This is a genomic window from Marinococcus halotolerans DSM 16375 (assembly GCF_000420725.1).
GTDB lineage: Bacteria > Bacillota > Bacilli > Bacillales > Marinococcaceae > Marinococcus > Marinococcus halotolerans.
Genome location: NZ_ATVM01000002.1, coordinates 199,044 through 223,764, shown reverse-complemented (window position 1 = coordinate 223,764; position 24,721 = coordinate 199,044). Strand labels below are relative to the sequence as shown.

The following is a 24,721-nucleotide window of genomic DNA, read 5'->3' as shown; positions in this document are numbered from 1 at the left end:
TCTCTTCAATTACCTAAACCATGCTACATACTTTTTAAGTACCTTGTTGACGGGACTGTTAAACAAAGCTTCCCGCCAGTATTCATCCGCTGCTTTTTTTACGATGTCCCCGTGGGCCGGATACGGATACACTACACTCGAAAAGGACCGCAGCTTCTTCTTCCACGTTTTTGCTGCGGTAACCTGCTGCATCCAATCAGCCGCATGGCGTCCAACAGCATGGGCTCCGATAATATTTCCTTTCTGGTCGGTAATAATTTTCACTAAAGGAACCGGGTCGCCTTCAGCCAGAAAACGGTCCACCTGCTTTCCTTCAATACGATAAATACGGGCATCTACGCCTTCAAGCTGTTTAGCTTCTTCCTCGGTGACACCCAGATGAAAAATTTCCGGCTCGGTGTAATACGCCCAGGGAAGCGCATTATAATTAATTTTCCGGCGCAGCCCGAAAACAGCGTTGGAGACCACGGTCTGGCCTTCCATACCGGCCGCGTGCGTAAACATATAGCCTCCGCTGGCGTCCCCGACGGCGTAGATATGCGGCACAGACGTCTGCATGGTATTCGAGATATCAATGCTCTTATCTTTCTTTACCCTCACACCTGCTTTTTCTAATCCTATGTTATTGGTGTTCGGCACACGCCCTGCCGCAAGCAAAAGAGCGTCCGCTTCGATTTTCTGTTCGCTTTCTCCTTCTGTGACAGCATATACCCGCCCATTTTCTTTTTCGAGCCGTACCACCCGGCTGTTGGGGATGAAATGGATTTCCTTTTCTAATTCTTTCTGCGCCCGTTCAGCAATTTCCTTTTCTTCTTTCGAAAAAATACGATCCCCCGAGTCTACCGCAGTCACGGAAGAACCGATTCGTGCGAGCGTCTGGGCAAGTTCCATACCTACCGGGCCGCTTCCAACACACACCAGTTTTTCCGGCAGCTTCTCCGCCTCGAAAATCGTTTCGTTCGTGTAGTAAGGCAGAAGCTCCAGGTTTTCAATTGGAGGCACGTTCGGACTCGAGCCGGTGGCGATCACGATTCTTTTTCCGCCAATGACGCTTCCATCCTCAAGATACAAATGATGCGGATCCATAAACTCTCCGCGCCGCATGTACACATCGATACCGAGCGCTTCAAATTCGCTTACGTCATCAAGCTCCTGCACGTCAGCTACAGCATCCCGCACTCTTTTTTTCACCTGTTCAAAATCTGCGTTTCCATCCATCTGCAGGCCGAACTCTGCTGCAGCCCTTCGCGCGTTCTGGACTTCTCTTCCTACAGTCACAAATGCTTTCGACGGTATACACCCGGCATGCAGACATTCGCCTCCGAGATTTTCGCGGTCATCGACCAGGGCGGTTTTCATGCCAAACTGCGCTGCTCCTGAGGCAACGGTCAGTCCGCCGGATCCGCCCCCAAGAACTATTAAATCGTAATCAATCTGCGGCATTTTCATCCTGCTCCTTTAGTAATCGTTTTGCTTCCAGCAGCCTCTGCAGGCCGGTAAATGTTTCGACAAATAAAAATAAAGCAGTGGAATACAGTAAAAAAGCCGGAAAAAGCATCATGAGGGAAAACAAAATAAATCCTTCGGTTCGTTCGGCGAGTCCCGCCTGGTAGTAAAACGATTTGACCCCGCTTTGTTCTGACATATTTCCTACTGTTAAAAACACGGTAATCGAAAACAATATGGAGACACTTAATAAAAGCAGCAGCCACATCAAATCCGGATACCGGAAGGCAAGGCCGAGCAGAACACTCGCTTCCACGAGGCGGTCAAACGTAATATCAAGAACTGTCCCAAACGCAGAAGGCCTGGTTTTTCTCGCCATGGCCCCATCCACGGTATCTAAAAACCCTGAAATCCAGAGGCAGATAAAGGCTGCCCACGCGGCATCAAAATAAATAAGCGGTCCGGTAAGCACACCGATTCCAAATGCAAGAACCGTTACCTGATTGGCTGTCCAACGCCGGTTCAGAAACCAGTCGGCTGTTTTATCTATGACAGGGTCTGCCCATTTCCGGGCGTGTGTATCAATCATTGCAGTTCCCCATTTACGTTGTTTATATTCTTTTCATACCCTTTTTTCCGTAAAATGACAACTACGATCAAAAGAGCTGCAAAAACGCTGATTGCTCCCACTATATACCTCCACTCCCCGGTTAACAGCCCTGACCCTAAAAAGCTGTAGCCTATCGCTCCCGGCAGCAGTCCAATAACGGTAGCTGCAGTATAGGAGTACAGACTCACCCTGGACAACCCGCACACATAGCTCACAAGATCAAAATTCAACACGGGCAGCAGCCGCATCAAAAGCGTTGCCCGAAAGCCTTCCGCTTCGAGCTTCCTGCGCCAGATTTCCATCCGCCCTTTAATTTTTTTCTGAAACAATTCTTTCCCAAGCAGGCGTCCGACTCCGTATGCGAGTATAGCCCCGCTGGTTCCGCCAATTAAAATGTACATCACGCCTGGAGCCGGACCGAAGGCGAGACCGCCGGCAAGCGACATGATCGAAGCTGGAAATAAAATAAGCGGCCGGAGCATACAGGCGGCAATGTAAATAGCAGGAGCCCATGCACCGAGTATTAGAATTTCATCCCTTACCGCCTGCGGCGAGAAACGGAACACTTCGGCGTTCAGCCAGGCAATTGTCACAACAGCTGTCAGAAAGACAACATATTTTATAATACTTTTAATGCTCATACGCTGTCTCCTTTTTCAAGCCGGGGTTATAAATGTTCTTCCGTGAAATGGTTCATTCACAGCCAGTGTCACAGACTGGGCACCCCCGACTTCATAAAATGTCTGAATCCACAGGCCGTACTGTTTTTTCACAGGCCCTGCCTCAGCTGCGGAATAATTTTTCTCTGCTTCCTTTGTTACCCGCAAAGCTTCAGCCGGGACAAAGCCCTTCTCCGGAAACCACCATCCATCTGCGAGCAGTGAAGCAGTCTCTTTCCGCTCCGGCGCCCGCATGAGTTTGTCCCGATTTCCCGTTTCTATAACTTCTCCGCCGGCCATCACACTGACGCTCTCTCCCATGTCAAACGCCTCGTCCCGGTCGTGCGTGACAAACATTGAAGTGATGTTTTCCTGCTCAAGTACTGCTTTTACCCAGCGGCGCATCGTTTTACGCAAGGAACTGTCCAGGCTCGAAAACGGCTCATCAAGCAGCAGTACTTTTGGTGTTGCAGCTATTGCCCGTGCAAGAGCTGCACGCTGCTGCTGGCCTCCGGAGCATTGATACGGATACAGTGCTTCAAGCCCTGCTATCTCCATTTTTTCAAGCAGCTGTCTCCCGGCTTTCATTCGTTCTTTTTTAGGTGTTCGTTTCATCTTCAAGCCGTACGTAACGTTCTGCAGAATCGTTAAATGCGGAAAAAGCAGCGGCTGCTGGAACATTAAAACGACAGGACGTTTCTCTGCCGGCCTTTCATTTACATTTGTCCCGTCAATCATCACCGTACCGCTTGAAAACGAATCAATACCGGCGATGCAGCGTAACAGCGTCGATTTCCCTGTGCCGGATTTCCCGACCAGGCTCCGGTTTTCCCCCTCTTTCAGCTCGAGGTTTATATTCCGGAGCACCTGGTTTTCCTGATAGATCTTGCTTCCTTTTTGAATTGAAACGTATGACATATCTCCCTGCTCCTACCACGATTTTAAAATTTTCGTACTAACTCTCAGCACTCCATCAGCAGCAAGCGCGGCTGCCGCTGGAAGCGCGGCTGTCATTAATGAAAAGGCGCTGACGGCTGACGGTGCCGCACTGTTTGTATACGGATAATACAATACCGCCATCGTCGTAACCGTTCCTCCTCCTATAATAACAGTCAGGGCAAACTGACTGACAGAAATAACAACTGCAAAAAAGACAGCTGTACGCACAGAAGCAGTCATCTGGGGAAGCTCAATCAGCAAAAATCTGGCGGCCGCCCCGCCGCCCAGGCTTCGTGATTGTTCATACTGGCCTCTTCCTATCCGCTCATAGCCCGCACGAATGATGCGAATCGTGTACGGAAGTGTCGGGAGCAGATGAAAAAAAGCGACCCCGTACCATGTATTTGCTGTACCGCTCTGAAGAGCAAAAATGTGCAGACCGACAGCAAGAGCGGTAACAGGAAGAAGCACGGGAATTAAAAGCATGGCATCTATCAGCTCCTTTCCCCGGAACTCCCGGACAACAAGCGCTTTAGCTGCCGGAATGCCAATCACGAGGTTTAGAGCCGCCACACATAAAGCAATAAGAATCGTCCGTCCCCAGGCCTCTGCAAGCAGCGGGTCGCCAAACGGCAATCTCCAGCCGTCGAGCGTCCACGCCAGCGGCCAAATCTCCCCAAATGGCCATTTTGCTGCGAAGCTCTGTATGATGAGCGCCAGTAAAGGGACTGCAAAGCAAAGCGCAAAAGCGGCTGCCGCTGCTTTTCTTTTCATGCTACTCCCCCCTCCATATCCGGATGCGCAGCCGGCGGGTATACCACATCAGAAGTGCGCTGAGAGTGATGAATACCACACCGATCCAGGCCGATACTGCGTAAGCATAAGGCCGCTCCTCCCAGTTTCCGCCGCTGTACCACTCAAAAATGGTTACACCAATCATTTCCGGACGGGTCGCCCCCACCAGCCCCGGCACTTCAAAGGCGCCGAATACAAACGCAAACAGGATTACGCCCGTTTCCAGGGTTACTGCTTTTAAATAAGGCCATTCCGCGTCTTTAAATTGACGGAGGAATCCGCCGCCAAGCGTTGCCACCGCATGCTTTACCGAATTATTCATTTCCAGGTAGACCGGCGCTGTCATCAGCACAACAAAAGGCACTTCTTTCCATACGTAGGATAAAACGATGCCGATGCCGCTAGTGTCATTTGTGAGAATTGGGAAATCTGTTCTATTATCGATCCATCCCAGCTGCTGTGTGAGAGAGGCCGTCCACCCGCTCTGTGAAAAAAACCAGATGACCAGATACGCTCCCACAAAATGGGGCACTGCCATCGGAATCCAGAACAGCGCACCGGCGCCGGCGCTTCGCTTTTTTCCAAACAGCAGTTTAGAGGCCGCCACCCCGATCCCCAGAGAAAGCAGGGTGGAGAGAGTCGTCACTCCAAGACTGAAGCTGAGGCTTTCCCAAAAAGAAGGCAGAGAAGCTATGTCATTAAGGACAGCTAACGGACTCTCTTCTGCGCCCAGCCGCATCCAAAGTACTGCGACCGCGTAAAATGAAAGACCAGCCGTAACAAGAAGCGCCGGCAAAAGCATAACTACCATGCTTTTACTTTTGAACAATTTCATTTTCCCACCGGTCCTCGGTCCATTCTACATAGCCCGCATCCATTTCCGGCTGATAAGCATTGTTTAGCACTTCGGTATCCAGCACGGACTCCCCGCGGTCCTGTTCAATAAATTCCCGGCGCCTCTTTTCAGAGAGCGTATCAAGATCAAGAACGGTGCTGTCTCCCCACATTGACGGCGCCTGTTTTTGCAGCTGAGCTTCCGGCGACACTAAGTAATTGATCGCAGCCATCGCTCCCGGTACGTTTGTGCTGTTAAAAGGAATGGACAAATAATGGGTGTTTCCTATCGAATTGTTGTCAAATACAAACGTGTCCGTTGTTTCCGGAAACGTGCCGTCCTGGATCAGGCTTTCCGCTCTCGCTTCATTGTAGCCCATGGTCATAGATACTTCGCCGTCCCGGTACAGCCGGTCCAGCTGGCTGAGCGTCGATGGATACGTCTTGCCGTCTCTCCATAAATCCGGTTCCATCTCCCGCAGGGTCTTCCACATACTGCCTGTTTGTTCATCAATCCATTCTTCATCATAGCCCTGTTCAATAACTTCTTCGGCTTCGACGTTATTATAAATAAAATGGCGCAAAAACGCATTCCCGGTAAAGTCGGTCGCTTCCGGATACGTGAACTCTCCCGGGTTGTCCTTCACCCAGGCAGCAAGCTCTTCAATACTGTCCGGCGGCGTATCCACCTTTTCAGTATCATACATGAAGGTAAACTGCACCGATCCCCATGGGACTTCCATTCCTTCAACCGGCGTACCGAAATCGTATGCGTTTGTATCGGCCTCCATATCAATATGATTTTCAACGTTTGGGAGTGCATCTGCAAAGGAGCCGTATAAAAGCTTGTTTTCCTTTGCATTACGGAAATTCTCCCCATTCAGCCAGATGATATCCATTGTCCCGTCTTCGGTTCCCGCCTCTTTTTCAGAATAAAGATTTTGCAGCGCGTCTTCTGTTTCAATCGGATTCCGGTTCAGCGTAATGTCATACTGTTCCTCCAGGCGCGGAGCCACCCATTCATCTATGTATTCATTGGTCCCCTGGTCCCCGCCCCACATATGTAATTCCACAGTAGTTCCAGCAGCTTCTTCCTCAATATCCTGCCACTCCTCTTCCTCCCACGATGCCCCGTCTCCTCCTGAACCTCCGGAGCATCCTGCAATTGTAAGCATCGACCCTGCTGCTGCGATTATTTTCCAATTCATCTGCTTCACTTTCTCCCTTCCCTTGCGCACATTCCATGCATTGTTTCTTTTCCCTTTTATTAGTATCTCATGCATACCATTTTTGCCCCCTGCGCACAAAAAGACTGCCCTCTGCAGGACAGCCTGTTTGAAAATAAATGCTACGCTTCTTCGCGGCGGCGTTTCGTTACAGCAATTCCAGCCAGAATGAGCGCCATGCTGCCGGCAGCAATCCCCCACGGACTCACGTTCTGCTCTGAGCCGCCAAGGCCGGTTTGAGGCATTTCTTCCGGCATGGCTTCATCAGAAGAGCTTTCTTCAAAATTCTCCGGATACTGTGCCACAATCGCGCCGGAAAGACCTTCACTCACGCCGAACATATGGCCGTAAGCTTCGCGTGTATCTTCATAGGCACTGTCGTACTCGCCCATTGTATAGCTGTCAAAAGCACCGACCAGCTGATCCACGTGCATCCCGAGACCTTCAGACAGTCCTTCTGCCTCCAGTTCGCCTTCGGTAGCCCCTGCCAGGAATTCAGAAAACTCTGTCTGGTAGTTTCCGAGGTTGTCGAGCGCTTCCTGCTTTGCTTCCTCGTCCTCTGCTCCTGCTGCTTCCACATAATCGACAAAGTAGCCGATGTGTTCGCTCCACATTTCTTCAAACTGTTCTCCGGCTTCCTCCCCGTAAACGGAAGCAATCGTATCAGAGAGCTCCTGCGTATTCTGGTTCAGAATCCCTGCAGCCGCTCCAAAGTCTTCCGCTCCGGCGGCGCCCTTCTGCATCGTCGTTACAGCGAGTGCTGCGTGTTCTGAAAGCAGGAAATTCAGGTCCGAACGAAGATCAACCGCCGGGGTGTCCGGTGTGGTGTTGTCATACTCCTCCGGGAACTGGGCGGCAATTGCGCCTGATAAGCCTTCGCTCACACCATACATGTGCTCAATGGCATCACTTGACATGCTGTAGGCTTGTTCATAATCGCCTGCAACGTAGCTGTCAAAAGCGCCGATCAGCTGATCCACGTGCATCCCGAGACCTTCTGCAGCTGCGTCGGCTTCAAGTCCGCCTTCAGTAGCGCTGTCAAGAAACTCTGAAAACTCTGTCTGATAGTTTCCAAGATTGTCGAGCGCTTCCTGTTTTGCTTCTTCGTCCTCCGCTCCTGTTGCTTCCACATAATCCACAAAGTAGCCAATGTGTTCGCTCCACATTTCTTCAAACTGTGTACCCGCTTCTTCCCCGTAAACGGACGTGATAGTGCTTGAAAGATCCTTTGTATTTGCTTCTAATGCAGCGGCGGATTCTTCAAAATCATCTGCTCCGTCCGCCCCTTTCTGCATCGTCGTTACTGCCAGATAGGCGTGTTCTGAAAGATAGTGATCGAGCTGGGCCCGGAGGTCTCCGGCCGGTGTCGCTACCGAAGTCATCATTTCCTCTGACATTTCCATATCATCGTGACCGTCGTGGCTGTCGGCAGAAGCAATTCCCGGTGCTGCCGGAATAATGACGGCGGCAGATAACGGCAGGGCAATGGCGGTGCGTTTCCAGTTGATGTACATGAATGAATCCCCCTTATATTTGGTTTCATTCAGCTAACGAAACAAATACATGGATGGATCATATTTTGTGAACATTTCGTGAATTTTCCTGTGATTCAATCTTCCAGAACCACTGGCATAAAAGCAATTTGTGATGTAAAAAAAGACCAGAAAAAATTTCCGGTCTTTTTCGGTCTTTAAGAAAACGGAGCTTCAAGCACCACTTCTCCCTCAGGTGCTTCGTTGTCCGGCTCCGGTTCTCTCGTAATAGCTACGGCATTCCAATCTTCATTCACTGCATCCGAAGGAAACACAAGCGAACCGCTTCCATCTTCATTAGTTGTAAATGATCCGGCCGGAACCATCTGGTTGCCGTCACCAACCATCCACACCTGATAGACTTCACTATTATCAAGATTTTCGAGGCCTTCTACGTGCACAGCCATTTCTCCCTGCTGCTCTGTATTAAGAAGCGTAACCCTTCCGCTTCCCTGGGAATTTTCTGTAGCGGCAAACTCCTGTGAAGCAATTACTTCGCCCGTTTCCTGTGAAGAATCTTCAAGCTCGGAAAGAGCTGTCTGCATCTCTCCAAGGTCTCCCGCGAGTTCTTCGCGTTCTTCTGCTGCCTGCTGCCACTGTGTGCCAAGATAGACGTTGGTGCCTATGGAAGCAAGCAGTACAGCGGCCAATGCGCCTGCCACAGCGCTCCATTTTCTTTTTGGTTTTGCCGTCGTGATTTTTTCTTCCGGCTCTCTTCCCACGACATGGTCCATGACCCGGTTTTTCATCCCGGCCGGCGGGTCCTGCGATTCGATGTGCCGGGGCAGCTCTCCCATGATCGCCTGCATTTCCTCAAGCTCCTGCCTCGTTTCTTCATCCGTTTCGAGCCAGGCTTCAAACTCCCGCTCCTGTTCTGTGGTCAAAAGACCATTTATATAATCAAACAACCAGTCTTGTTTATTATTCGCCATAATCAACCCTCCGTTCCCTGGAGAGGTGCTCTTTTAATTTTTTTAGGGCGAGCCTGATGCGGCCCTTTACAGTACCAAGCGGTATATCACAGGACTCTGCAATCTTACGCTGGGACAGCCCCTGAAAATAAAACAGGCGGACAATTTTTTGTTGTTCCTCTGAAAGAAGCGCGATTGCCTGCTCGAGCTCTTCGTTGCTTTCTTTCAGCTCCACCTGCTCTTCCACCCCTGTCGTTTCCTCTTTCGAATCCCTCGGGTCCCATTCCACTTCCGGTTTTCTCCGGCGGATGGCATCAATCGAGGCGTTGCGTGTAATTGTAAGCAGCCAGGACGAAAGCGACCCTTTATCTTTCTGATAGACGGCACTTCCCTTCCCCTGCCATATTTTCATAAAAACATCCTGCATGATCTCTTCGGCTATTTGCTGGTCTTTAGTCATTCTGTAGGCGAATGAATAAAGCAGCCGTTCGTAACGATCATACAGTAGTTCGAGCGCTTCTCTGTCACGCTCTCGTATGCGCTCATATAAATCGTTATCCGATAACTTCGACATAGGCCTTCTCCTTTTTTCAAAATGCGTGGGAAAAGAGATATGTACTCAGCTTACGCAACGCACCCCGTATTGGATCTCTTCTCCTCGAAAAAATGTATGTAATTCTATGGTGTATGCATCTTCTTCATCTATCGTAAGCGTTTTTATCACTTCTGCCAATAAAAAAAATCCCGCCCGAAAGGCGGGGGTTACACCATGTAGGTAAATACATAATGAAGGAAAAAAAGAAATGAAATAGCGTACATTACCGGCGAAACGGCCCGGGGGCTTCCAAGTGCCATCTTCAGAAGCGGGTAGGCTATAAAGCCAAAGGCTATGCCGTCGGCAATGGAATACGTGAGCGGAATGATCCCGATAACCAAATAGGCCGGGAACCATTCGGAGGCATCATCAAAGGAAATATGACGGATTTCCTGCACCATCATCCCTCCAACAATAATCAGAACAGGAGCAATTGCACTTTCAGGAATAAATCCTAAGAGCGGCGTGAACAGGAGCGCCACCAAAAACAGCAGGCCGGTTACAACCGCCGTGAGCCCTGTCTTTCCTCCTTCTGCCACTCCTGCAGCGCTTTCTGCGGCCGGAATTGTCGGTGATGTGCCGAGAAAACCACTGCCAAACGCCGTGACTGCTGCTGCCTGATAGGAACGGCCAAACTTTTCTTTTCGCTCCAGCAGTCCGTGTAAGAGCCCCATGCTTTCAAACACGATAATCATAGTCAGAGAAAATACCGCCGTCCAAAACGGAATAGACGACCACGCAGAAAAGTCAGCTGCAGTGAATACTGAGGCGTAATCACCGGTGGCTGCCACCTTTTCTCCTGCGCTGCCGCTGCTGATTCCAAACAGGCCTGCGGCAAGCGAGATGACCGCAATGCCGATGAGAAAAGCCCCCTTCACTTTACGGACGACAAGCATCAGCATGATCACCAGGCCAAAAAGCGTCAGCATCGCAGCCGGCTCTGCCAGGTTACCGAGGGCTACAAAGGTTTCCTCGTCCCCCTGCACGAGTCCGCCCTTCTGTAGGCCGATAAAGGTTAAAAACACCCCGATACCGACTGTAATGCCCTGCTTGAGCGACAGTGGCACCGCTTTTGCCAGCTTTCCTGCAAGCGGCGTTAACGCTGTTATTAAAAACAGCACCCCCGAAAGAAGGACAATCGCAAGTCCCTGCTGCCACGTCCAGCCCATTCCAATCACGAGCGTGTACGCGAAAAAGGCATTCACTCCCATGCCCGGTGTCAAAATGATCGGGGCATTGCCCCACAGCCCGATAAGCAGACACCCAACAGCTGTCACGAGCGCTGTAGCCAGGAGGGCGAATTCGTACGGCATTCCTGTATCAGATAGAATAGCCGGATTGATGATTAATATATAAGCAATAGTAAAGAAAGACGTTAACCCCGCCGTCCATTCTTTTTTTACCGTCGTCTGATGGTCCTCCAGCTGAAATAATTTTTTTAGCATGATTTCATTCTCCTTTAGCTTCCCGTATATGATTTTTAACCATAAAAAAGTGCCCCTGCGTGAAGGATCACACAGAGACACGTAGTCGGGAAAATCGGCTCCCGGTAGAAACATCGAACCCAGTCCGTTCGATTATACGAGTCTTTTTTGTTTGTCAAATTATCTTCCAATTAAGGAGTATAGCTTCTTCCGGCCAGTTCGTCAACTATTATTAACTTCCGTTTGGAATTTCGTGTTATTCTGAATGTATAATTCGGACGCCAAGGGCGTTACATAAGAGGTGACTGGAATGAATGTAGTAGCAATTGATATGGACGGTACTCTTCTCCATTCAAAAAAATATATATCTGAACAGAACGCTAAGGCGTTAAACCGGTTAAGGACTGAAGGACACAAGCTTGTCATTGCAACCGGCAGAGGGATTGAAGACGTTGAACATCTGCTTGAAGACGCCGGAGTTAAAGCTGATGGCATCGTTTCGCTGAACGGGGCCATCGTAAACCAGGGCCGCTCCATTGTATACGAAAACGTCATGGAAAAGGAAACAGCGCTCCGCGTCGTGCAGTCGCTTGAAGACTTTGGCGTCTATTTTCACGTTTACACAAATAAAGGCATGTTTTATATGCCAAAGGGCTGGCAGTATTTTATGGAGGATGCTCATGAGCTCGTAAAAGAAGAAGACGACTATGAAGACCGCATGGCAGATTTTAAACGTAAAGAAGAGTACAATACCGGACGCTTCCATATGCACCAGCTCCGCTCACTCGAAGACATTGAGGCCGAAGATGTACACGTTTATAAATTTTTGATGCTTTCCCCGCTTGAGGATAAGCTTGCTGCCGTCCGGAGCGCGTGGAAAATCCGCCAGGACGTTTCCATTACGTCTTCAGGCCGGGACAACCTGGAGTTTATGCATCCAAATACTGAAAAAGGGGCCGGTCTCCATCACCTGCGTATACAGGCAGGCTGGGAGGATGCGGTCACGTTTGCGATCGGTGACAACTTTAACGACGTATCCATGTTCCGCTACGCCGACACTGCCATCGCGATGGAAAACTCCGAACAGGATGTAAAGCTGCTTGCGGATGAAGAAACGAGTCATAATGATGATCACGGAGTCGCTCAGGCCGTATATGACTATGTGCTATCTTCCACGAAACGAAAGGCAGAGCCGCATTAAAAACATGCAATAAAAAAACCGTCTGCTGCGGCTTTTGCCACAGCAGACGGTTTTATTTTACGACAAGCACCGGACATTGCACACGCTTCACCACTTTGTGGCTGACGCTGCCAAGTACCATCGTCTGCAGCTGGTTAAGCCCCCGGCTCCCAATCACAAGGCAGTCATACGCTCCGCTGTTCGCAAAGGAGACAATGGTCGGTCCCGGCTCCCCGTGCTCGATATGAACCTCATAAGAAATACCCGCTTCCTTCAGGTCGTTTTCGAGATCTTCAAGCTGTTCCCGGCGCTTCATCTGAATAATTTCTTTGTTTCCGTAATGCAGCACGTCCGATTTGGATTGATCTTTATCAATAATATAAATGACATCCAGCTTTCCATCCGGCACATTTCTTAATAGCTTTACCGCATGCCCTGAAGCACGGCGGGCATGATCGGATCCATCTGCTGCGAGTAACACTTTCTGGTACACAGACATTCCCCTCTCCATTAACAGTTCTATATCCTTAACTTATTTATTAATGACCGGAAGACATTCCTTCAAGCTTGCGCATTAATTCCGAGCTTTCCTCGTTAATGCCCGTAAAGTGTACCTTGGTGCCTTCCTGTTTAAACTTCAGTCTGACTTTTTCAATCGCTTCGACCGCAGAGTCATCCCACAGGTGGGTCCGTGATAGATCAATTTCCACTCTATCGAAATTCTCTTTGTAATCAAAGCTCTTCACAAAGTCAGTTACTGAAGCGAAAAACAATGGGCCGTCCACGTGATACACCCGTGTCGTTTCATCCCTAACGGTTTTACTCACATGAACCTTTGAAATTTTAGCTGCGAAGAAGATAGCACTCAAAATAACACCGGCCCCCACGCCGATCGCAAGATTATGCGTATAAACAACTGTGGCAACCACAATGATCATAACAATAGAGTCCGTTTTAGGTGCTTTCGCAAGCATTGGAAGCGATCCCCAGTCGAAGGTGCTGATCGACACCATAATCATAACGCCGGCAAGTGCTGCCATTGGAATCTGAACAACAAGCCCCTGAAGAACGAGTATCAGAAACAACAGAACTACACCCGCTACAAAAGCAGAAAGTCTGCCGCTGCCGCCTGATTTTACGTTAATTACTGACTGGCCGATCATCGCACAGGAGGCCATACCGCCGAAGAAGCCAGTAACGACGTTGGAAATCCCCTGTCCACGAGCTTCCTGGTTCTTGTTACTTTCTGTATCTGTCATATCGTCTACGATGGTCGCAGTCAGCAGTGATTCCAATAAGCCAACCACAGATAATGACAGGGCGTATGGCAGAATGATCATCAGTGTTTCAAACGTCAGAGGTATATCTGGAAGAAGAAACACAGGAAATGAACTTGGAAGTGTTCCCATGTCTCCTACTGTACTGGCATTAATACCTCCAAAGACTGCCACCATACTCACAATAATGATAGCTACAAGCGTTGAAGGCACGGCCCCGGTAAGCTTTGGAAACAAGTAAATAATGACAAGGGTAATACCAGCCAAAACAAACGGCCAAAAGCCATTTCCCCGGAAATGCTCTATCTGGGCAAGGAAAATTAAGATAGCGAGAGCATTCACAAATCCTACCATCACCGACCTTGGAATAAATTTCATCCAGCGGGCCAGTCCACTAAAACCAATCAGAAGCTGAATGATTCCAGTTAATATGGTGGTCGCAAGCAAATACTGCAGGCCATGATCAGCAACCAATGAAACCATCAAAAGAGCCATAGCCCCCGTTGCTGCTGAGATCATCCCGGGCCTTCCGCCTACAATTGCAATCATTACCGCCATGCTGAAAGAAGCATAAAGCCCAACCTGTGGGTCTACGCCGGCAATAATTGAAAAGGCGATTGCCTCCGGTATTAAAGCGAGTGCAACGACAATCCCTGCCAGCACGTCCCCTTTAATGTTTCCGAGCCACTCCATTTTCAGTTGTGAAAAATTCAAACTTTTTTCTCCTCTCTTTTTTTCAGACTCTTTATCCTTGGTGCATGCGGGCATTCCGGCCTGTTGCGCGCCTCACATGCTTTCTTTTTTCAGGCTTTCATCTGTATGAAAGCCAACGTCACGAACCAACAAAGTGTAGCATATCATAATAATTTTTCAATAGATTACATAAAAGTTTTTCTGTAAGCGCTCTTTCACACCAGGCTTTTTCCATTGATTGAAAACAGGAAAACTCGGGAAAACCAAGTAGCGAGATATTTATTAGGAGGAGTCAATATGTACGGTACTTTTGTTTTTGATGTAGATGGAACGCTTATTAATACAGAGGACGCCATTATTAAATCACTGAGGCGTGCTGTGGAGGAAACCACGGGGGAAGTTATTGAAAACGAAAATCTGCGTCCGCTGCTTGGCATGCCGGAGGTGGACGTCTTAAACCGGTTGGGCCTGCAGGCAGATGAACGCCGGACGGTCCAGGAAAAATGGGCGGAGTATCTCGAGGACAACCGGTTTTTAATTGATATTTTCCCCGGCATCCAGGAGCTGCTCGAGGGCCTGAATATCCAGGGCTATCAGGTTGGTATCGTCACCTCTAAGACACGCGAGGCCTTTGAGCATGAAATGAAACCATTCGGGCTCCAGCAGTTTGCTTCTTACATTATCAGTGCCGACGACACTACTCATCATAAGCCTTCTCCGGAGCCGCTCCGGGCCTTCATGGAAACAAGCGGAGCGGAGGCTTCCAATACTATCTATATTGGCGACACGCAGCATGACAGTGAAAGTGCTGAAAAAGCGGGCACTGCTTTTGGTTTAGCCGGCTGGGGCGCTGTTCACCCGGAAAACACTTCCCCTACACTTCGTTTTGAACGTCCGGAAGAAATTTTGGAATACGTTACAAACGCACCGTCCTGATAAATATAAAAAGGGCTGGCCGTTAAATCGGCCAGCCCTAATTTTATGCCTTTCTTTCCCATTCGCTGTAAAATTCCTCCAGATAACTGACCATAAACCGCTGGCGTTTCGTAGCAATGGCAAGACCTGTATCCGTGTTCATCATCCCTTTGAGTCTCAGCAGTTTATCAAAAAAGTGCTGAATGGCGCTGTTCCGCTCGTTCCGGTACTCTGGGCGGGGGTCGTGAAGCGGCTGATGGATGTGTCCGGTATATGCAAAAGTCCGGGCAATTCCAATAGCACCGAGAGCATCCAGGCGGTCCGCATCCTGAACTACTTTTCCCTCAAGGGTCTCCGGGGCCCGTTCCTTATGATGCCTAAAGGAAATAGAAGAAACAATCTGCATAACATGCTGCTTTAATTCTTCCCCAGCCCCGTTATGCTCCAGCCAGCGCATGATTTTTTCTTCTCCGTCTTCTCCTTCTCCGAGAAGCTTTTCATCCCCTATGTCATGAAGCCAGGCTGCCAGGATACATATATCAGGGTCTGCCCCTTCTTTTTCGGCAATATCTCCTGCAAGTGCCGCGACCCGCTCGGTATGCCAATAGTCATGCGCGGGATCTGTATGGGCAAAAAACGCCCAAGCCTCCTGTTTTGCTTCATGAATCAGCTCCCTGATATCCATAAGAACCTCCCCTTCCGACGATCTCTTTCTTTACATTATACCTGCTGCAGGCGTGATTGTATGTACTTTTATTCCCTTTTTCAGGTAGTAATATGCTAAAATACGGGCAAGGAAAAACGTACGGAAGATAGTATTTCCAGCGTTGCAAGGAGGATGAAGATTGGCTTTATTTGCCCCGGACGCTATCCGCCAGATGACCGATGAAACTACATACTTAGAAGGAAAACGACTGTATGATTTATATAAAATTGCCCATATGACAGAAGAAACCCTTATGCAGACCCGGCAGATTGAAGCAGTCGTAAAGGATACTCCTTTTCCGGAAGACGTCTTTATGGCCATTGACACGAGCCACACCATTCAGGAAATGTACTGTTCCTGCGATCGTTTTTATCATTCCTCGTCTGCTCCCTGCCGCCATCTCATTGCCCTGCTGCTCGAAGCTCCTGCCTTCACCGGCCCGCCTGCTTCGCCCGGCTCTGCAGTGCCGGCCGGCACCGATACAGTGAAAGACCAGTTCCTGGAGCATTTTTCACCCTTTCAGTCACGGGTGGAGGATGTGGGCACACAGATACATGCTGACTTTTTAATCTCTTTTCCCCTCGATAACCGGAGACCCGACGTTTTATTCCCAGTCGTCCAGGTGAATATTGGGGAAAATCAGCGATACGCCGTGAAAAACATTTATCAGTTTATTGAAGCAATGAAAAGCGATTCTCCCTTCCGTCTGGCTCCTTCTTTAACATTTGATCCTGTTTCCCACTACTTTTCCGAAGAAGATCTTCATGTTCTTCATTTGCTTGCTTCCGTGCTCCGGGACGCGGAATGGGGGGCTTCCTTTCAGGAGCAGTGGATAGCAAGAAGCGGATCAAAAAAGGAAATCGCGATACCGCCTTATGCGGTCGAAAAGCTTTTCGGCCTGCTAGGCGCCTGCCCGAATGCCTATATTACAGATACATATGGCGAAAGGCCCTGGCACGTAACTGAAAATTGGCCGTATTCGTTTTTTCTACATCATGAACAGAAGTCGGATACGCTGATTTTTTCCAGTCCGCAACAGCAAGGGCCGTTTTTTATCAGCGACAGCAGATACTGTCTGTGGGACGGCCAGCTGTACTCCCCGGAAAAAACACTGGCGCGCACCGCAGCTTTCGCCCAGCGAATGCTCATGCAGGCACAAGGACAGCGCCTTGTTTTTTCCCGCCAGGAGTTTCTCGATACCTTTTTAAACTGGGGCGCTCCGTTAGTGAACCACCACTGCCTGGAAATGGACGGAAATCTGCAGGAAAATCTCTACACCGAGCCGCTGCAGACAGCCCTGTATCTTTCAAAGGATCACGGGGGGAAAATTACCGGAGAGCTAATCTACCGTTACGGAGTTAAAGAGTACAGTGCGTTTCGTGCGGATACTGTTTCGTCTATCGAAGAGTCCTATTTAATGCCAAGAGACCGGCAGCAGGAAAATCTGCAGCTCCAACGGCTGAAGCAAAAAGGGTTCCTTCAGGAACATGACCGGTTCGTCCTCTCTTCCCCGAAAAATATTATTGGTTTTTTATCAAAGGAGCTGGCAGCCCTGCGGCCGTATATGGATATCTTCATGAGCGGGGAAGTTGAAAACATGCTTATCCCCGGGGACAGCCTGTCGTTATTTTCCGACATTCATGCCGATGAGGGATGGATGGAGCTGTCGCTTACCTCGTCTGTAACCAGCGCTTTAGAAACACCCGGGATCTGGAAGGCGCTCCAGGAAGGACAGGAATTCTATAAAACAGAAGACGACCGGTATGTGCCTCTCGATGATGACCTGCTGCAGCGCCTTGCCCGCGCCTTACAGCAGATGCCAAAGCCGGACCAGGCTGCAGAAGGTGATTCAGTGCGCTATCCGGCCCATCAGGCGTTCAATCTGGACAAACACCTCTCCGGCACCCGCCGCTGGCAGACGACCCTTGATGTTGATGACATGCTTGAAAACATCCGGCGTGCTGCTGAAAAATATACAGCGCTTGCCGAGCCGCTCGGTGTAAAGCTGCGGACGTATCAGCGTGAAGGAATTCAGTGGATGAAGCAGCTCGCCGCTTACCGCTTTGGCGGTATTCTGGCAGACGATATGGGGCTTGGAAAAACGCTGCAGGCGCTGGGCTTTATTGCGACAGAGTGCAGGGAAAAACCGGAAGGAGAACCGTTTGTAATCATCGCTCCCTCCTCGCTTTTATATAACTGGAAAAAAGAAACCAAACGCTTTTTTCCATCCTTAAGAGTGACTGTCGTTTCCGGCAGCAAAAAAGAACGGGAGCAGCAGATTCAGCAGCAGAGCGATATTTTCATTACCTCCTACCCTTTGATTCGCCGGGACGTTGAGTGGTACGGAGAAACGTTTTTCCGCGGCATTCTGCTCGACGAGGCCCAGGCGGTCAAAAACGCCGAATCCAAAACGGCAAAAGCCGTGAAGCAGCTTCGGGGCCAATACTGCTTTGCCCTGAGTGGAACCCCGGTGGAAAACAGACTTGATGAGCTGCGGGCGATATTCAGCGTCGTAATGCCCGGGCTGTTTCCAAACAAAAAACTGTTTTCTTCCTGGAGTCCCGAAGAGGTGAGAGACAGAGCCTCTCCCTTTATTATGAGGCGCACGAAAAAAGAAGTGCTCCAGGAGCTGCCTGAAAAGGTGGAAACGACGACTTACTGCGATCTGTTAACCAGCCAGGCGGACATATACAAAAAAACGCTGCGAAACGTGCAGCAGGAAGCGGATACCCTGCTTGAAGAAGGAGCAGACGCCAACCGTATGCATCTTCTTTCCCTGTTGACCCGTCTGCGACAGATCTGCTGCCACCCCTCACTCGTGGAGCCCGATTACCAAAGCTCCTCGGGAAAGCTTGAAGAACTCGTACGCATTCTTCACGAAGCTGCAGCAGGCGGCCAGCGGATCCTTATTTTTTCCCAATTCACCTCTATGCTTGCTCTTATCAAAAGCCGTCTGGCTGAAGAAGGCATCGATTACTATTATCTTGATGGAAGCACTCCGGGAGAGGAACGGGTGCGCCTTGCTGAAGCCTTCAACGAAGAAGAAGGTCCGGATGTCTTCCTGATTTCCCTGCGTGCCGGCGGAACCGGCCTCAACCTTACCGGGGCAGATACCGTAGTTTTATATGACCTATGGTGGAATCCGGCGGTGGAGATGCAGGCAGCCGACCGCGCCCACCGTCTCGGCCAGACCAGAACAGTGCAGGTAATCCGTCTTATCACTCATGAAACCATCGAAGAAAAAATCCAGCACATGCAGGAGGAAAAACGCCACCTGTATGACCAGGTCATCACCGACGAACAGACCAGCCTGAACACGCTGAGCGAAAACGACCTCCGCCTCCTGCTGACAGGAAAAGCGCAGGAAACCTGAACAACGGCGCAGGCTCTGGAGGAGAGTCGCCCATATAAACTAAAGAAGCAGAAGCACCCAGCTGGGCACTTCTGCTTCTTTGTTTACTGTTATTGTTCCGGAAGATATCCGGCAACCAACTCAATCAGCGGGTGATGAACAGGAAGCTCAGCGTAATGACTTAAAGCTCCTTTGTATCCTTCCCGGTCGATTGTATTCTGAAGCTCAACAGCCTCTCCGTCTTCAGTTACGTTAAACTGAAGCGCGGCGGCGATAACAAAGGCCAGTGCTTCCGGACGCTCCCCGGCTTCCTGCAGCTCCACTGCCGGACGGACTAAACGATCCTTCGGCCCAAGCTTCCGGATCGGCCCTCGGCCTACCCGGGTCACCGGATCGGAAAGATATTCATTTGAAAATCGCCCTTTGATTTTTGCCTGGTATTCGTTCTGCTCTTTTTCACCGAACCCATGCTTAATTTGCAGCAGGCGGCCAGTTTCCCGAATCGCCGCTTCAAAGGCTCCTGACACCTCCGGATGATCCATCGCTTCTTTCGTCGTTTCACGCCCGTACAAGAAGCCGACATACGCAAGCGCTGCATGGCCGGTATTTACCGTAAACAGCTTACGTTCAATATACGGAGTGAGGTCGCCCACGTAAGTCACAGCCGGTATATCAGGCGTTTTTCCTTTCAGTGAAGGTTCTTCCACCGCCCATTCTAAAAATGGTTCAACGACTACCTTCAATCCCTGACCTTCAGGCTGATTCGGCACAATGCGATCCACAGCGGCATTGGCAAAGCCGGCAAACTCATCGGCTTTCGTTTTTTCATCGTCCGTCAGCTGTTCCCAGACGTATTTCTTCAATTCCGCTGTTCCGGCCACCATATTCTCGCAGGCGATAATATTGACCGGACTGGCGTTTCCTTCAGCAGCTTTTTGCTGTAATGCTTTCGCAATAACGGGAGCTACATGCTTTAACACTGCCGGTCCAACGGCCGTGGTAATCAAATCGGCTTCCGCCAGCTTCTGTACAAGAGCCTCTTCCTCTTTCGCACTGTGAAAAGCCTGGACGCCTGAAATTGTCTGAGCAGAGGCTCCGTCTTCGGCGAGCTCTACTACGTATTCGCCCTTGTCCTTCAGCTGCTCGATCAAGGAATCATTGACATCGGCAAAATACAGCTCGTAACCGGCATCAGACAGCACCTGTCCGATAAATCCACGGCCGATGTTACCAGCGCCTATCTGTACCGCGATCATGAGAGTTCAACCTCTCCGATTACATCAAGCAGCTCTTCCTTTGAGGAAGCCTGAACCATTTTTTCGATATTATCTTCGTCGGAACACACAATTGCAATCTTCGATAAAATGTTCAGATGTTCATCACCTTTGCCGGCGATACCAATCAAAATTCTCACTTCATTGCCGTCAAAGTCGACTCCATCCGGCACCTGTACCACTGACAATCCGGAATGGTCCACCCATTCACGCGAATCCTCCGTGCCGTGCGGAATCGCAACGCCGTTTCCCATAAAAGTCGATGTTACTTTTTCGCGCTCGAGCATGCTGTCAATATAGTTCTGCTGCACGTATCCATTATCAACAAGAACGCCTCCTGCCTCACGGATGGCTTCTTCTTTTCCTCCGAGCGATACGTTCAATTTTACATTTTCTTTCTGCAGTACTGGTTTAGTCATATGATTTCTCTCCTTCTCCTTAATTTATTTTCCGTTTCAACCATTCCCGAAAAACTTCATCAATATGCTTTTGAATGTCATTTTCTTCCCCACTCCTGAGGACCTTCAGCCGATCGGCATTCATCAGCATCTCTTCACTGATCGTACTCATCAGCTCAAACACTTCTTTTCGTTCCTGCTGCGGTGCAAGCATGACCAAGATACGGTCAACGTCCGTCGTTTTGCCGTCCATGGCTGTCAGTGCCTGTGGTGCTTCGAGCTCCCACAGCGTCAGGGACGGTTCATTCACCAGAGCGCTTCGCGTATGAAACAACGCCACATTGGTGCCCGGAATCGCAAACCCCTTCGCCTGCTTTTCCCAGATTTCCTCTGCGATACTTCCGGCGTCCTGAACGATATTTTCTTTCTTTATCTCGTCCATGATCCAGTAAACCGCCTGTTCCGCATTCTGCCCAGCCGTCACTTTTCTCATATAAAAGCGGTGATACATCTGTACGGTTAAATCTACGCAAAGCTGTATTTCATATAAACTGAGCGTCGTTTCATGTGCTTCCTTCCGATTCACTGACACCCCGGCTCTGCTCTGCTGACGGTAGATGGAGTCCGCTGCCCGAAGGACTGCTCCCGTATCTTCTTCATTTAAAAAAGGATGAACAACTAAATGCGGAAGCGGCTGAGGATCCAGAGGGATCGTAGAGATAATTAAATCATAGCCATCCATATTCATTTCTTCGAGATCGAGCAGACTGACATTTTCGAGATCCCCGAGCACGGGCACTTCTTTTCGCAGCCGGCTTTCAAGCAGCTTCGAGGAGCCGATGCCGCTCGAGCATACGACAAGCGCATGCAGGGGAGCGGCAGCTTCTTCATGCTCTATTGCCGTTCCGAAATGAAGGACCAGAAAACCAACCTCGGCATCCGGGAGATAGCTCTCCGTAAATACGGTATCTGCTGCCTGCCGAAGCTGCGTAAACAAATCAGCATAATTTTCTTTAATAGATTCCATCAGGGGGTTGTGGATTCTCATGTTTTCACTAAGCCGGTACAGTGCCGGCTCGAGATGAGCCACAAGTCCTTCGTACAGGGAATGGTTCTTCTCAAGTGGCTCTCCCGTTAATCTTTCCATTTCCTGAATTAATGCTTTTGCTTTTATAGCCACCGGCAGGTGCTCTACCTCCAGCTGGTTTTCCACAGGCGCCCGGAGCTTGGCCCCCCGCAGATGCATCGTAATATAGCCGATTTCTGCTTCTGGAATAGAAAGCTCAAGTACACGCTCAAGCTTTTGAATAATAGCTTCTGCAATCGCAAATTCCTTCGTTTCACGCAGGTTCTCCATGTAGTCCGCATTAATATCAATGCTTTCTCCGACAGAGATACGCTCAATCGCCAGGGTTAAATGGACAATCAGGCCTATATAGGCACTGTCGGCAAAATTCTGCGGAAGCTGATCCTGCATGTTCGCCAGCACCTGCTCCACCGTCGACCAGTGGTTTTCTCCCACCATATCAAGTAAACGTTCAGCTACGCGGCCCTGTTCGGTCTGCACATTTCGCTCATAAATGTGGTGGCGGATCGAGCTGAGCAGTTCCTTTTCTTCCACATTTTCTGCAATCAGACTGCTCATCGCCCGGCGTTTAGCTGATTCCGGCCCCTGCACTTCCACCCCGTAGCCCCTGCGTCTCACAAGCGTGAGTGAAAATAGCTCAAGCCAGTCTTTGAGTTTATCCAAATCCTGGCTGATCGTTGCTATAGTCACTTTTAATTCTGCGCCAAGCGCCGTTAATTTCACGGGCCCGTCTGACTCCAGAATGAGACAGATCAGCAGAGTACGGCGTTCATCCGGCGTATATTCAATAACGGCAGGACGCTGGAGGCGGAGTCTGATTTCTTCGAAATCCTCCTCCGCTCCCTTAAGCCGCACACCGCTTCCTGTCCGTCTTTCGAGTTCAACCTGTTCGCCGGCAAGCCAGTCCTCCAGCTTATCAAGGTCCCGATGGATAGTCCGGGAGCTTACATTCATCTCTTCAGCTATTTCAGCCACTGGCTTTAGCTCCTGATGATGCAGAAGATGCAGCAGTAATTCACGTTCCCGGCCTGTGAGGTATTCCATCGGTTTCCCCCTTATTCTCTTGTTTTTAGATCTTCAACCACTTCGTCGTACTTGTCGCTTCCGAGGAAGTTTTCCACCGACACGTGTTCAGCGTCCGGCCGTTTCTGCCGCGCCCGTTCGGTTAAATCCTTGTGCGTAATGATCAGGTCAGCGTCGTCCGGGATATTCGAGATCGACGTGTTTGTCACGCTGATATCAAGCCCGGCCTTTTTCACTTTGTCCTTCATGACCGATGCTCCCATGGCGCTCGAGCCCATACCGGCGTCGCAGGCAAAGATGATTTTGTTAACCGACGCCTTTGCTGCTGCCGCTGTGCCAGCTGAAGAACTTTCTTCCACGCCTTTTTTCTGCTTCAGATCTTCAACCACTTCGTCGTACTTGTCGCTTCCGAGGAAGTTTTCCACCGACACATGTTCAGCATCCGGCCGTTTCTGCCGCGCCCGTTCGGTTAAATCCTTGTGCGTAATGATCAGGTCAGCGTCGTCCGGAATATTCGAGATCGACGTGTTTGTCACGCTGATATCAAGCCCGGCCTTTTTCACTTTGTCCTTCATGACCGAGGCCCCCATGGCACTTGAGCCCATACCGGCGTCGCAGGCAAAGACAATTTTGTTAACGTCTTTATCCAAATAAGCACCGCTGCCTGCTTCAGCTTCAGCTTCAGCTGTACCTGCATTGGAATGAAGCGCAGAAGCTGCAGAGCTTTTCTTGCCTTTCATGCTTTCCATCTTCGCTGTAGATTCTTCAAGAGTTTCTCCTTCATTGGAGCTGAACTTCAAAATCAGGGAAGCGATAATGAATGATACAGCTGCTGAAAGCACGACGCCCAGTAAGACTCCTAAGAAATCTCCAGGGGCTGCAAGGCCAAGCACCGGGAAAATACTTCCTGGTGACGGAACGCTTGTGAGGCCGACGTTGAACAGGGAGAACGTGAATACCCCGGTCATGCCGCCTGCAATAGCTGCAAGAATAGTGAGAGGCTTCGACAATACGTACGGGAAGTAAATTTCATGAATACCGCCCAGGAATTGGATAACCATAGCGCCTGGGGCTGAAGCCTTTGAAATCCCTGTGCCAAATATCGCAAATGCAAGCAGAATCCCTACACCGGGACCCGGGTTTGGCTCAAGCAGGTACAAAATCGATTTTCCTGCAGAGGCCACCTGTTCTGCTGCAATTGGACTAAGAACCCCGTGGTTGATAGCGTTGTTTAAAAATAGCACCTTCGCCGGTTCAATGATAATACTCGTTAACGGCAGAAGACCTGTGTTAACAAGAAAATCCACGGCACCGCTCAGAATATTCGTTAACGCTTCCACAATCGGCCCGATGGCCAGAAGGCCAAAGATAGCAAGGAAGAAGCCGATAATCCCTGCAGAAAAGTTGTTCACGAGCATTTCAAAGCCCTGGCGGATTTTCCCTTCAACCAGCTTGTCGAATCCTTTAATGGCAATACCACCAAGAGGACCCATCGCCATGGCTCCGAGGAACATCGGAATGTCGGCGCCTGCAATAACACCAATGGTGGCAACCGCGCCGACGACCCCGCCGCGCACGTCATGGACAATTTTCCCGCCCGTATAACCAATTAACAGCGGAAGCAGATAAATGATCATCGGGTCTACCAGTGCTGCTAAAGTTTCGTTTGGCACCCACCCCGATTCGATAAATAATGCCGTAATAAGTCCCCATGCAATAAAAGCACCGATATTGGGCATGATCATGCTGCTTAAAAAGCTGCCAAACTTTTGAACCCTTGAACGGATGCTTTTTTTCTGCGGTGCATTTTCTGTTGATGCACTCATTGTGTTTCCCCCTTTTCAG

At 49.8% G+C, this 24,721-nt stretch carries 21 protein-coding genes and 1 riboswitch; of the genes, 3 read left to right on the top strand and 18 right to left on the bottom strand.

The genetic code is table 11. The features are described from left to right. Positions 1 to 9: 9 nt before the first annotated feature. The 11 genes from G548_RS0102550 to G548_RS0102500 all read right to left on the bottom strand — a co-directional run bounded on the left by G548_RS0102550 (position 10) and on the right by G548_RS0102500 (position 10,992). Positions 10 to 1,443: a dihydrolipoyl dehydrogenase family protein gene (locus G548_RS0102550; protein ID WP_022792587.1), complete on the bottom strand. Its 1,434-nt coding sequence runs from the start codon at positions 1,441 to 1,443 to the stop codon at positions 10 to 12. Then, positions 1,430 to 2,035, bottom strand: coding sequence for a CDP-alcohol phosphatidyltransferase family protein (locus tag G548_RS0102545; protein ID WP_022792586.1), 606 nt, complete (start codon positions 2,033 to 2,035; stop codon positions 1,430 to 1,432). The genes G548_RS0102550 and G548_RS0102545 overlap by 14 nt, the downstream gene beginning before the upstream one ends. Beyond that, a complete protein-coding gene (locus tag G548_RS17170; protein ID WP_022792585.1) occupies positions 2,032 to 2,697 on the bottom strand; it encodes a TVP38/TMEM64 family protein in 666 nt (221 codons plus the stop codon). The genes G548_RS0102545 and G548_RS17170 overlap by 4 nt, the downstream gene beginning before the upstream one ends. A gap of 15 nt (positions 2,698 to 2,712) precedes the next feature. Beyond that, positions 2,713 to 3,633, bottom strand: a complete 921-nt coding sequence (locus G548_RS17165) for an ABC transporter ATP-binding protein (protein WP_022792584.1) — start codon at positions 3,631 to 3,633, stop codon at positions 2,713 to 2,715. 12 nt (positions 3,634 to 3,645) lie between these two features. Then, positions 3,646 to 4,428, bottom strand: a complete 783-nt coding sequence (locus G548_RS0102530) for an ABC transporter permease (RefSeq protein WP_022792583.1) — start codon at positions 4,426 to 4,428, stop codon at positions 3,646 to 3,648. Position 4,429: 1 nt separating this feature from the next. Beyond that, positions 4,430 to 5,284, bottom strand: coding sequence for an ABC transporter permease subunit (locus G548_RS17160; RefSeq protein ID WP_022792582.1), 855 nt, complete (start codon positions 5,282 to 5,284; stop codon positions 4,430 to 4,432). Then, the gene (locus tag G548_RS0102520) at positions 5,265 to 6,566 is read right to left on the bottom strand and encodes an ABC transporter substrate-binding protein (protein ID WP_022792581.1); all 1,302 of its coding nucleotides are present in this window, start codon (positions 6,564 to 6,566) and stop codon (positions 5,265 to 5,267) included. Before G548_RS0102520 ends, G548_RS17160 begins: the two co-directional genes overlap by 20 nt. Before the next feature lie 65 nt (positions 6,567 to 6,631). Continuing rightward, positions 6,632 to 8,023, bottom strand: a complete 1,392-nt coding sequence (locus G548_RS0102515) for a hypothetical protein (protein ID WP_022792580.1) — start codon at positions 8,021 to 8,023, stop codon at positions 6,632 to 6,634. 176 nt (positions 8,024 to 8,199) lie between these two features. After that, positions 8,200 to 8,973, bottom strand: a complete 774-nt coding sequence (locus G548_RS0102510) for an anti-sigma factor (RefSeq protein WP_022792579.1) — start codon at positions 8,971 to 8,973, stop codon at positions 8,200 to 8,202. Beyond that, positions 8,963 to 9,526, bottom strand: coding sequence for an RNA polymerase sigma factor (locus tag G548_RS0102505; protein ID WP_022792578.1), 564 nt, complete (start codon positions 9,524 to 9,526; stop codon positions 8,963 to 8,965). Before G548_RS0102505 ends, G548_RS0102510 begins: the two co-directional genes overlap by 11 nt. 188 nt (positions 9,527 to 9,714) lie before the next feature. Then, the gene (locus tag G548_RS0102500; RefSeq protein ID WP_027847154.1) at positions 9,715 to 10,992 is read right to left on the bottom strand and encodes an NCS2 family permease; all 1,278 of its coding nucleotides are present in this window, start codon (positions 10,990 to 10,992) and stop codon (positions 9,715 to 9,717) included. 62 nt (positions 10,993 to 11,054) lie between these two features. Beyond that, positions 11,055 to 11,152: riboswitch (purine riboswitch) on the bottom strand. A gap of 129 nt (positions 11,153 to 11,281) precedes the next feature. On the opposite strand from G548_RS0102500, the gene G548_RS0102495 reads away from it, so the two are divergent. Continuing rightward, entirely contained in the window at positions 11,282 to 12,172 is an 891-nt protein-coding gene (locus G548_RS0102495) for a Cof-type HAD-IIB family hydrolase (RefSeq protein ID WP_022792576.1), read from the top strand. A 52-nt stretch (positions 12,173 to 12,224) separates the two neighbouring features. On the opposite strand, the gene G548_RS0102490 is transcribed toward G548_RS0102495, so the two are convergent. Both G548_RS0102490 and G548_RS0102485 read right to left on the bottom strand, forming a co-directional pair. Next, the gene (locus G548_RS0102490) at positions 12,225 to 12,650 is read right to left on the bottom strand and encodes a universal stress protein (protein ID WP_022792575.1); all 426 of its coding nucleotides are present in this window, start codon (positions 12,648 to 12,650) and stop codon (positions 12,225 to 12,227) included. Positions 12,651 to 12,690: 40 nt separating this feature from the next. Continuing rightward, positions 12,691 to 14,142, bottom strand: coding sequence for a SulP family inorganic anion transporter (locus tag G548_RS0102485; RefSeq protein WP_022792574.1), 1,452 nt, complete (start codon positions 14,140 to 14,142; stop codon positions 12,691 to 12,693). A gap of 276 nt (positions 14,143 to 14,418) precedes the next feature. Here G548_RS0102485 and G548_RS0102480 point away from each other — a divergent pair, with 276 nt between their 5' ends. Next, entirely contained in the window at positions 14,419 to 15,057 is a 639-nt protein-coding gene (locus tag G548_RS0102480; protein WP_022792573.1) for an HAD family hydrolase, read from the top strand. 43 nt (positions 15,058 to 15,100) lie between these two features. Here the strand turns inward: G548_RS0102480 and G548_RS0102475 are convergent, their stop codons facing one another. Then, the gene (locus G548_RS0102475) at positions 15,101 to 15,721 is read right to left on the bottom strand and encodes an HD domain-containing protein (protein ID WP_022792572.1); all 621 of its coding nucleotides are present in this window, start codon (positions 15,719 to 15,721) and stop codon (positions 15,101 to 15,103) included. Between the two features lie 160 nt (positions 15,722 to 15,881). Between G548_RS0102475 and G548_RS0102470 the strand changes: the two genes are divergently transcribed. Further along, positions 15,882 to 19,115, top strand: coding sequence for a DEAD/DEAH box helicase (locus G548_RS0102470; protein WP_022792571.1), 3,234 nt, complete (start codon positions 15,882 to 15,884; stop codon positions 19,113 to 19,115). Positions 19,116 to 19,204: 89 nt separating this feature from the next. On the opposite strand, the gene G548_RS0102465 is transcribed toward G548_RS0102470, so the two are convergent. Genes G548_RS0102465 through G548_RS0102450 form a run of 4 tightly spaced genes read right to left on the bottom strand, consistent with a single transcriptional unit; the run spans position 19,205 to position 24,702 of the window. After that, positions 19,205 to 20,350 (bottom strand): mannitol-1-phosphate 5-dehydrogenase, encoded by a 1,146-nt coding sequence (locus G548_RS0102465; RefSeq protein WP_022792570.1) that lies wholly within the window; start codon positions 20,348 to 20,350, stop codon positions 19,205 to 19,207. Continuing rightward, positions 20,347 to 20,787, bottom strand: coding sequence for a PTS mannitol transporter subunit IIA (locus G548_RS0102460; RefSeq protein ID WP_022792569.1), 441 nt, complete (start codon positions 20,785 to 20,787; stop codon positions 20,347 to 20,349). The genes G548_RS0102465 and G548_RS0102460 overlap by 4 nt, the downstream gene beginning before the upstream one ends. 19 nt (positions 20,788 to 20,806) lie before the next feature. After that, entirely contained in the window at positions 20,807 to 22,897 is a 2,091-nt protein-coding gene (locus G548_RS0102455; RefSeq protein ID WP_022792568.1) for a BglG family transcription antiterminator, read from the bottom strand. 11 nt (positions 22,898 to 22,908) lie between these two features. Continuing rightward, positions 22,909 to 24,702: a PTS mannitol transporter subunit IIBC gene (locus G548_RS0102450; RefSeq protein WP_022792567.1), complete on the bottom strand. Its 1,794-nt coding sequence runs from the start codon at positions 24,700 to 24,702 to the stop codon at positions 22,909 to 22,911. Between the last annotated feature and the right edge of the window lie 19 nt (positions 24,703 to 24,721).

Excerpts from the sequence above, each read along its gene's own strand:
- G548_RS17170 (WP_022792585.1), bottom strand. The coding sequence starts at position 2,697 with ATGAGCATTAAAAGTATTATAAAATATGTTGTCTTTCTGACAGCTGTT.
- G548_RS0102520 (WP_022792581.1), bottom strand. The coding sequence starts at position 6,566 with ATGCATGAGATACTAATAAAAGGGAAAAGAAACAATGCATGGAATGTG.
- G548_RS0102500 (WP_027847154.1), bottom strand. The coding sequence starts at position 10,992 with ATGCTAAAAAAATTATTTCAGCTGGAGGACCATCAGACGACGGTAAAA.
- G548_RS0102545 (WP_022792586.1), bottom strand. The coding sequence starts at position 2,035 with ATGATTGATACACACGCCCGGAAATGGGCAGACCCTGTCATAGATAAA.
- G548_RS0102465 (WP_022792570.1), bottom strand. The coding sequence starts at position 20,350 with ATGATCGCGGTACAGATAGGCGCTGGTAACATCGGCCGTGGATTTATC.
- G548_RS0102460 (WP_022792569.1), bottom strand. The coding sequence starts at position 20,787 with ATGACTAAACCAGTACTGCAGAAAGAAAATGTAAAATTGAACGTATCG.
- G548_RS0102480 (WP_022792573.1), top strand. The coding sequence starts at position 14,419 with ATGTACGGTACTTTTGTTTTTGATGTAGATGGAACGCTTATTAATACA.
- G548_RS0102455 (WP_022792568.1), bottom strand. The coding sequence starts at position 22,897 with ATGGAATACCTCACAGGCCGGGAACGTGAATTACTGCTGCATCTTCTG.
- G548_RS0102450 (WP_022792567.1), bottom strand. The coding sequence starts at position 24,702 with ATGAGTGCATCAACAGAAAATGCACCGCAGAAAAAAAGCATCCGTTCA.
- G548_RS0102550 (WP_022792587.1), bottom strand. The coding sequence starts at position 1,443 with ATGCCGCAGATTGATTACGATTTAATAGTTCTTGGGGGCGGATCCGGC.
- G548_RS0102505 (WP_022792578.1), bottom strand. The coding sequence starts at position 9,526 with ATGTCGAAGTTATCGGATAACGATTTATATGAGCGCATACGAGAGCGT.
- G548_RS0102515 (WP_022792580.1), bottom strand. The coding sequence starts at position 8,023 with ATGTACATCAACTGGAAACGCACCGCCATTGCCCTGCCGTTATCTGCC.
- G548_RS17165 (WP_022792584.1), bottom strand. The coding sequence starts at position 3,633 with ATGTCATACGTTTCAATTCAAAAAGGAAGCAAGATCTATCAGGAAAAC.
- G548_RS0102530 (WP_022792583.1), bottom strand. The coding sequence starts at position 4,428 with ATGAAAAGAAAAGCAGCGGCAGCCGCTTTTGCGCTTTGCTTTGCAGTC.
- G548_RS0102490 (WP_022792575.1), bottom strand. The coding sequence starts at position 12,650 with ATGTCTGTGTACCAGAAAGTGTTACTCGCAGCAGATGGATCCGATCAT.
- G548_RS0102475 (WP_022792572.1), bottom strand. The coding sequence starts at position 15,721 with ATGGATATCAGGGAGCTGATTCATGAAGCAAAACAGGAGGCTTGGGCG.
- G548_RS0102495 (WP_022792576.1), top strand. The coding sequence starts at position 11,282 with ATGAATGTAGTAGCAATTGATATGGACGGTACTCTTCTCCATTCAAAA.
- G548_RS0102510 (WP_022792579.1), bottom strand. The coding sequence starts at position 8,973 with ATGGCGAATAATAAACAAGACTGGTTGTTTGATTATATAAATGGTCTT.
- G548_RS17160 (WP_022792582.1), bottom strand. The coding sequence starts at position 5,284 with ATGAAATTGTTCAAAAGTAAAAGCATGGTAGTTATGCTTTTGCCGGCG.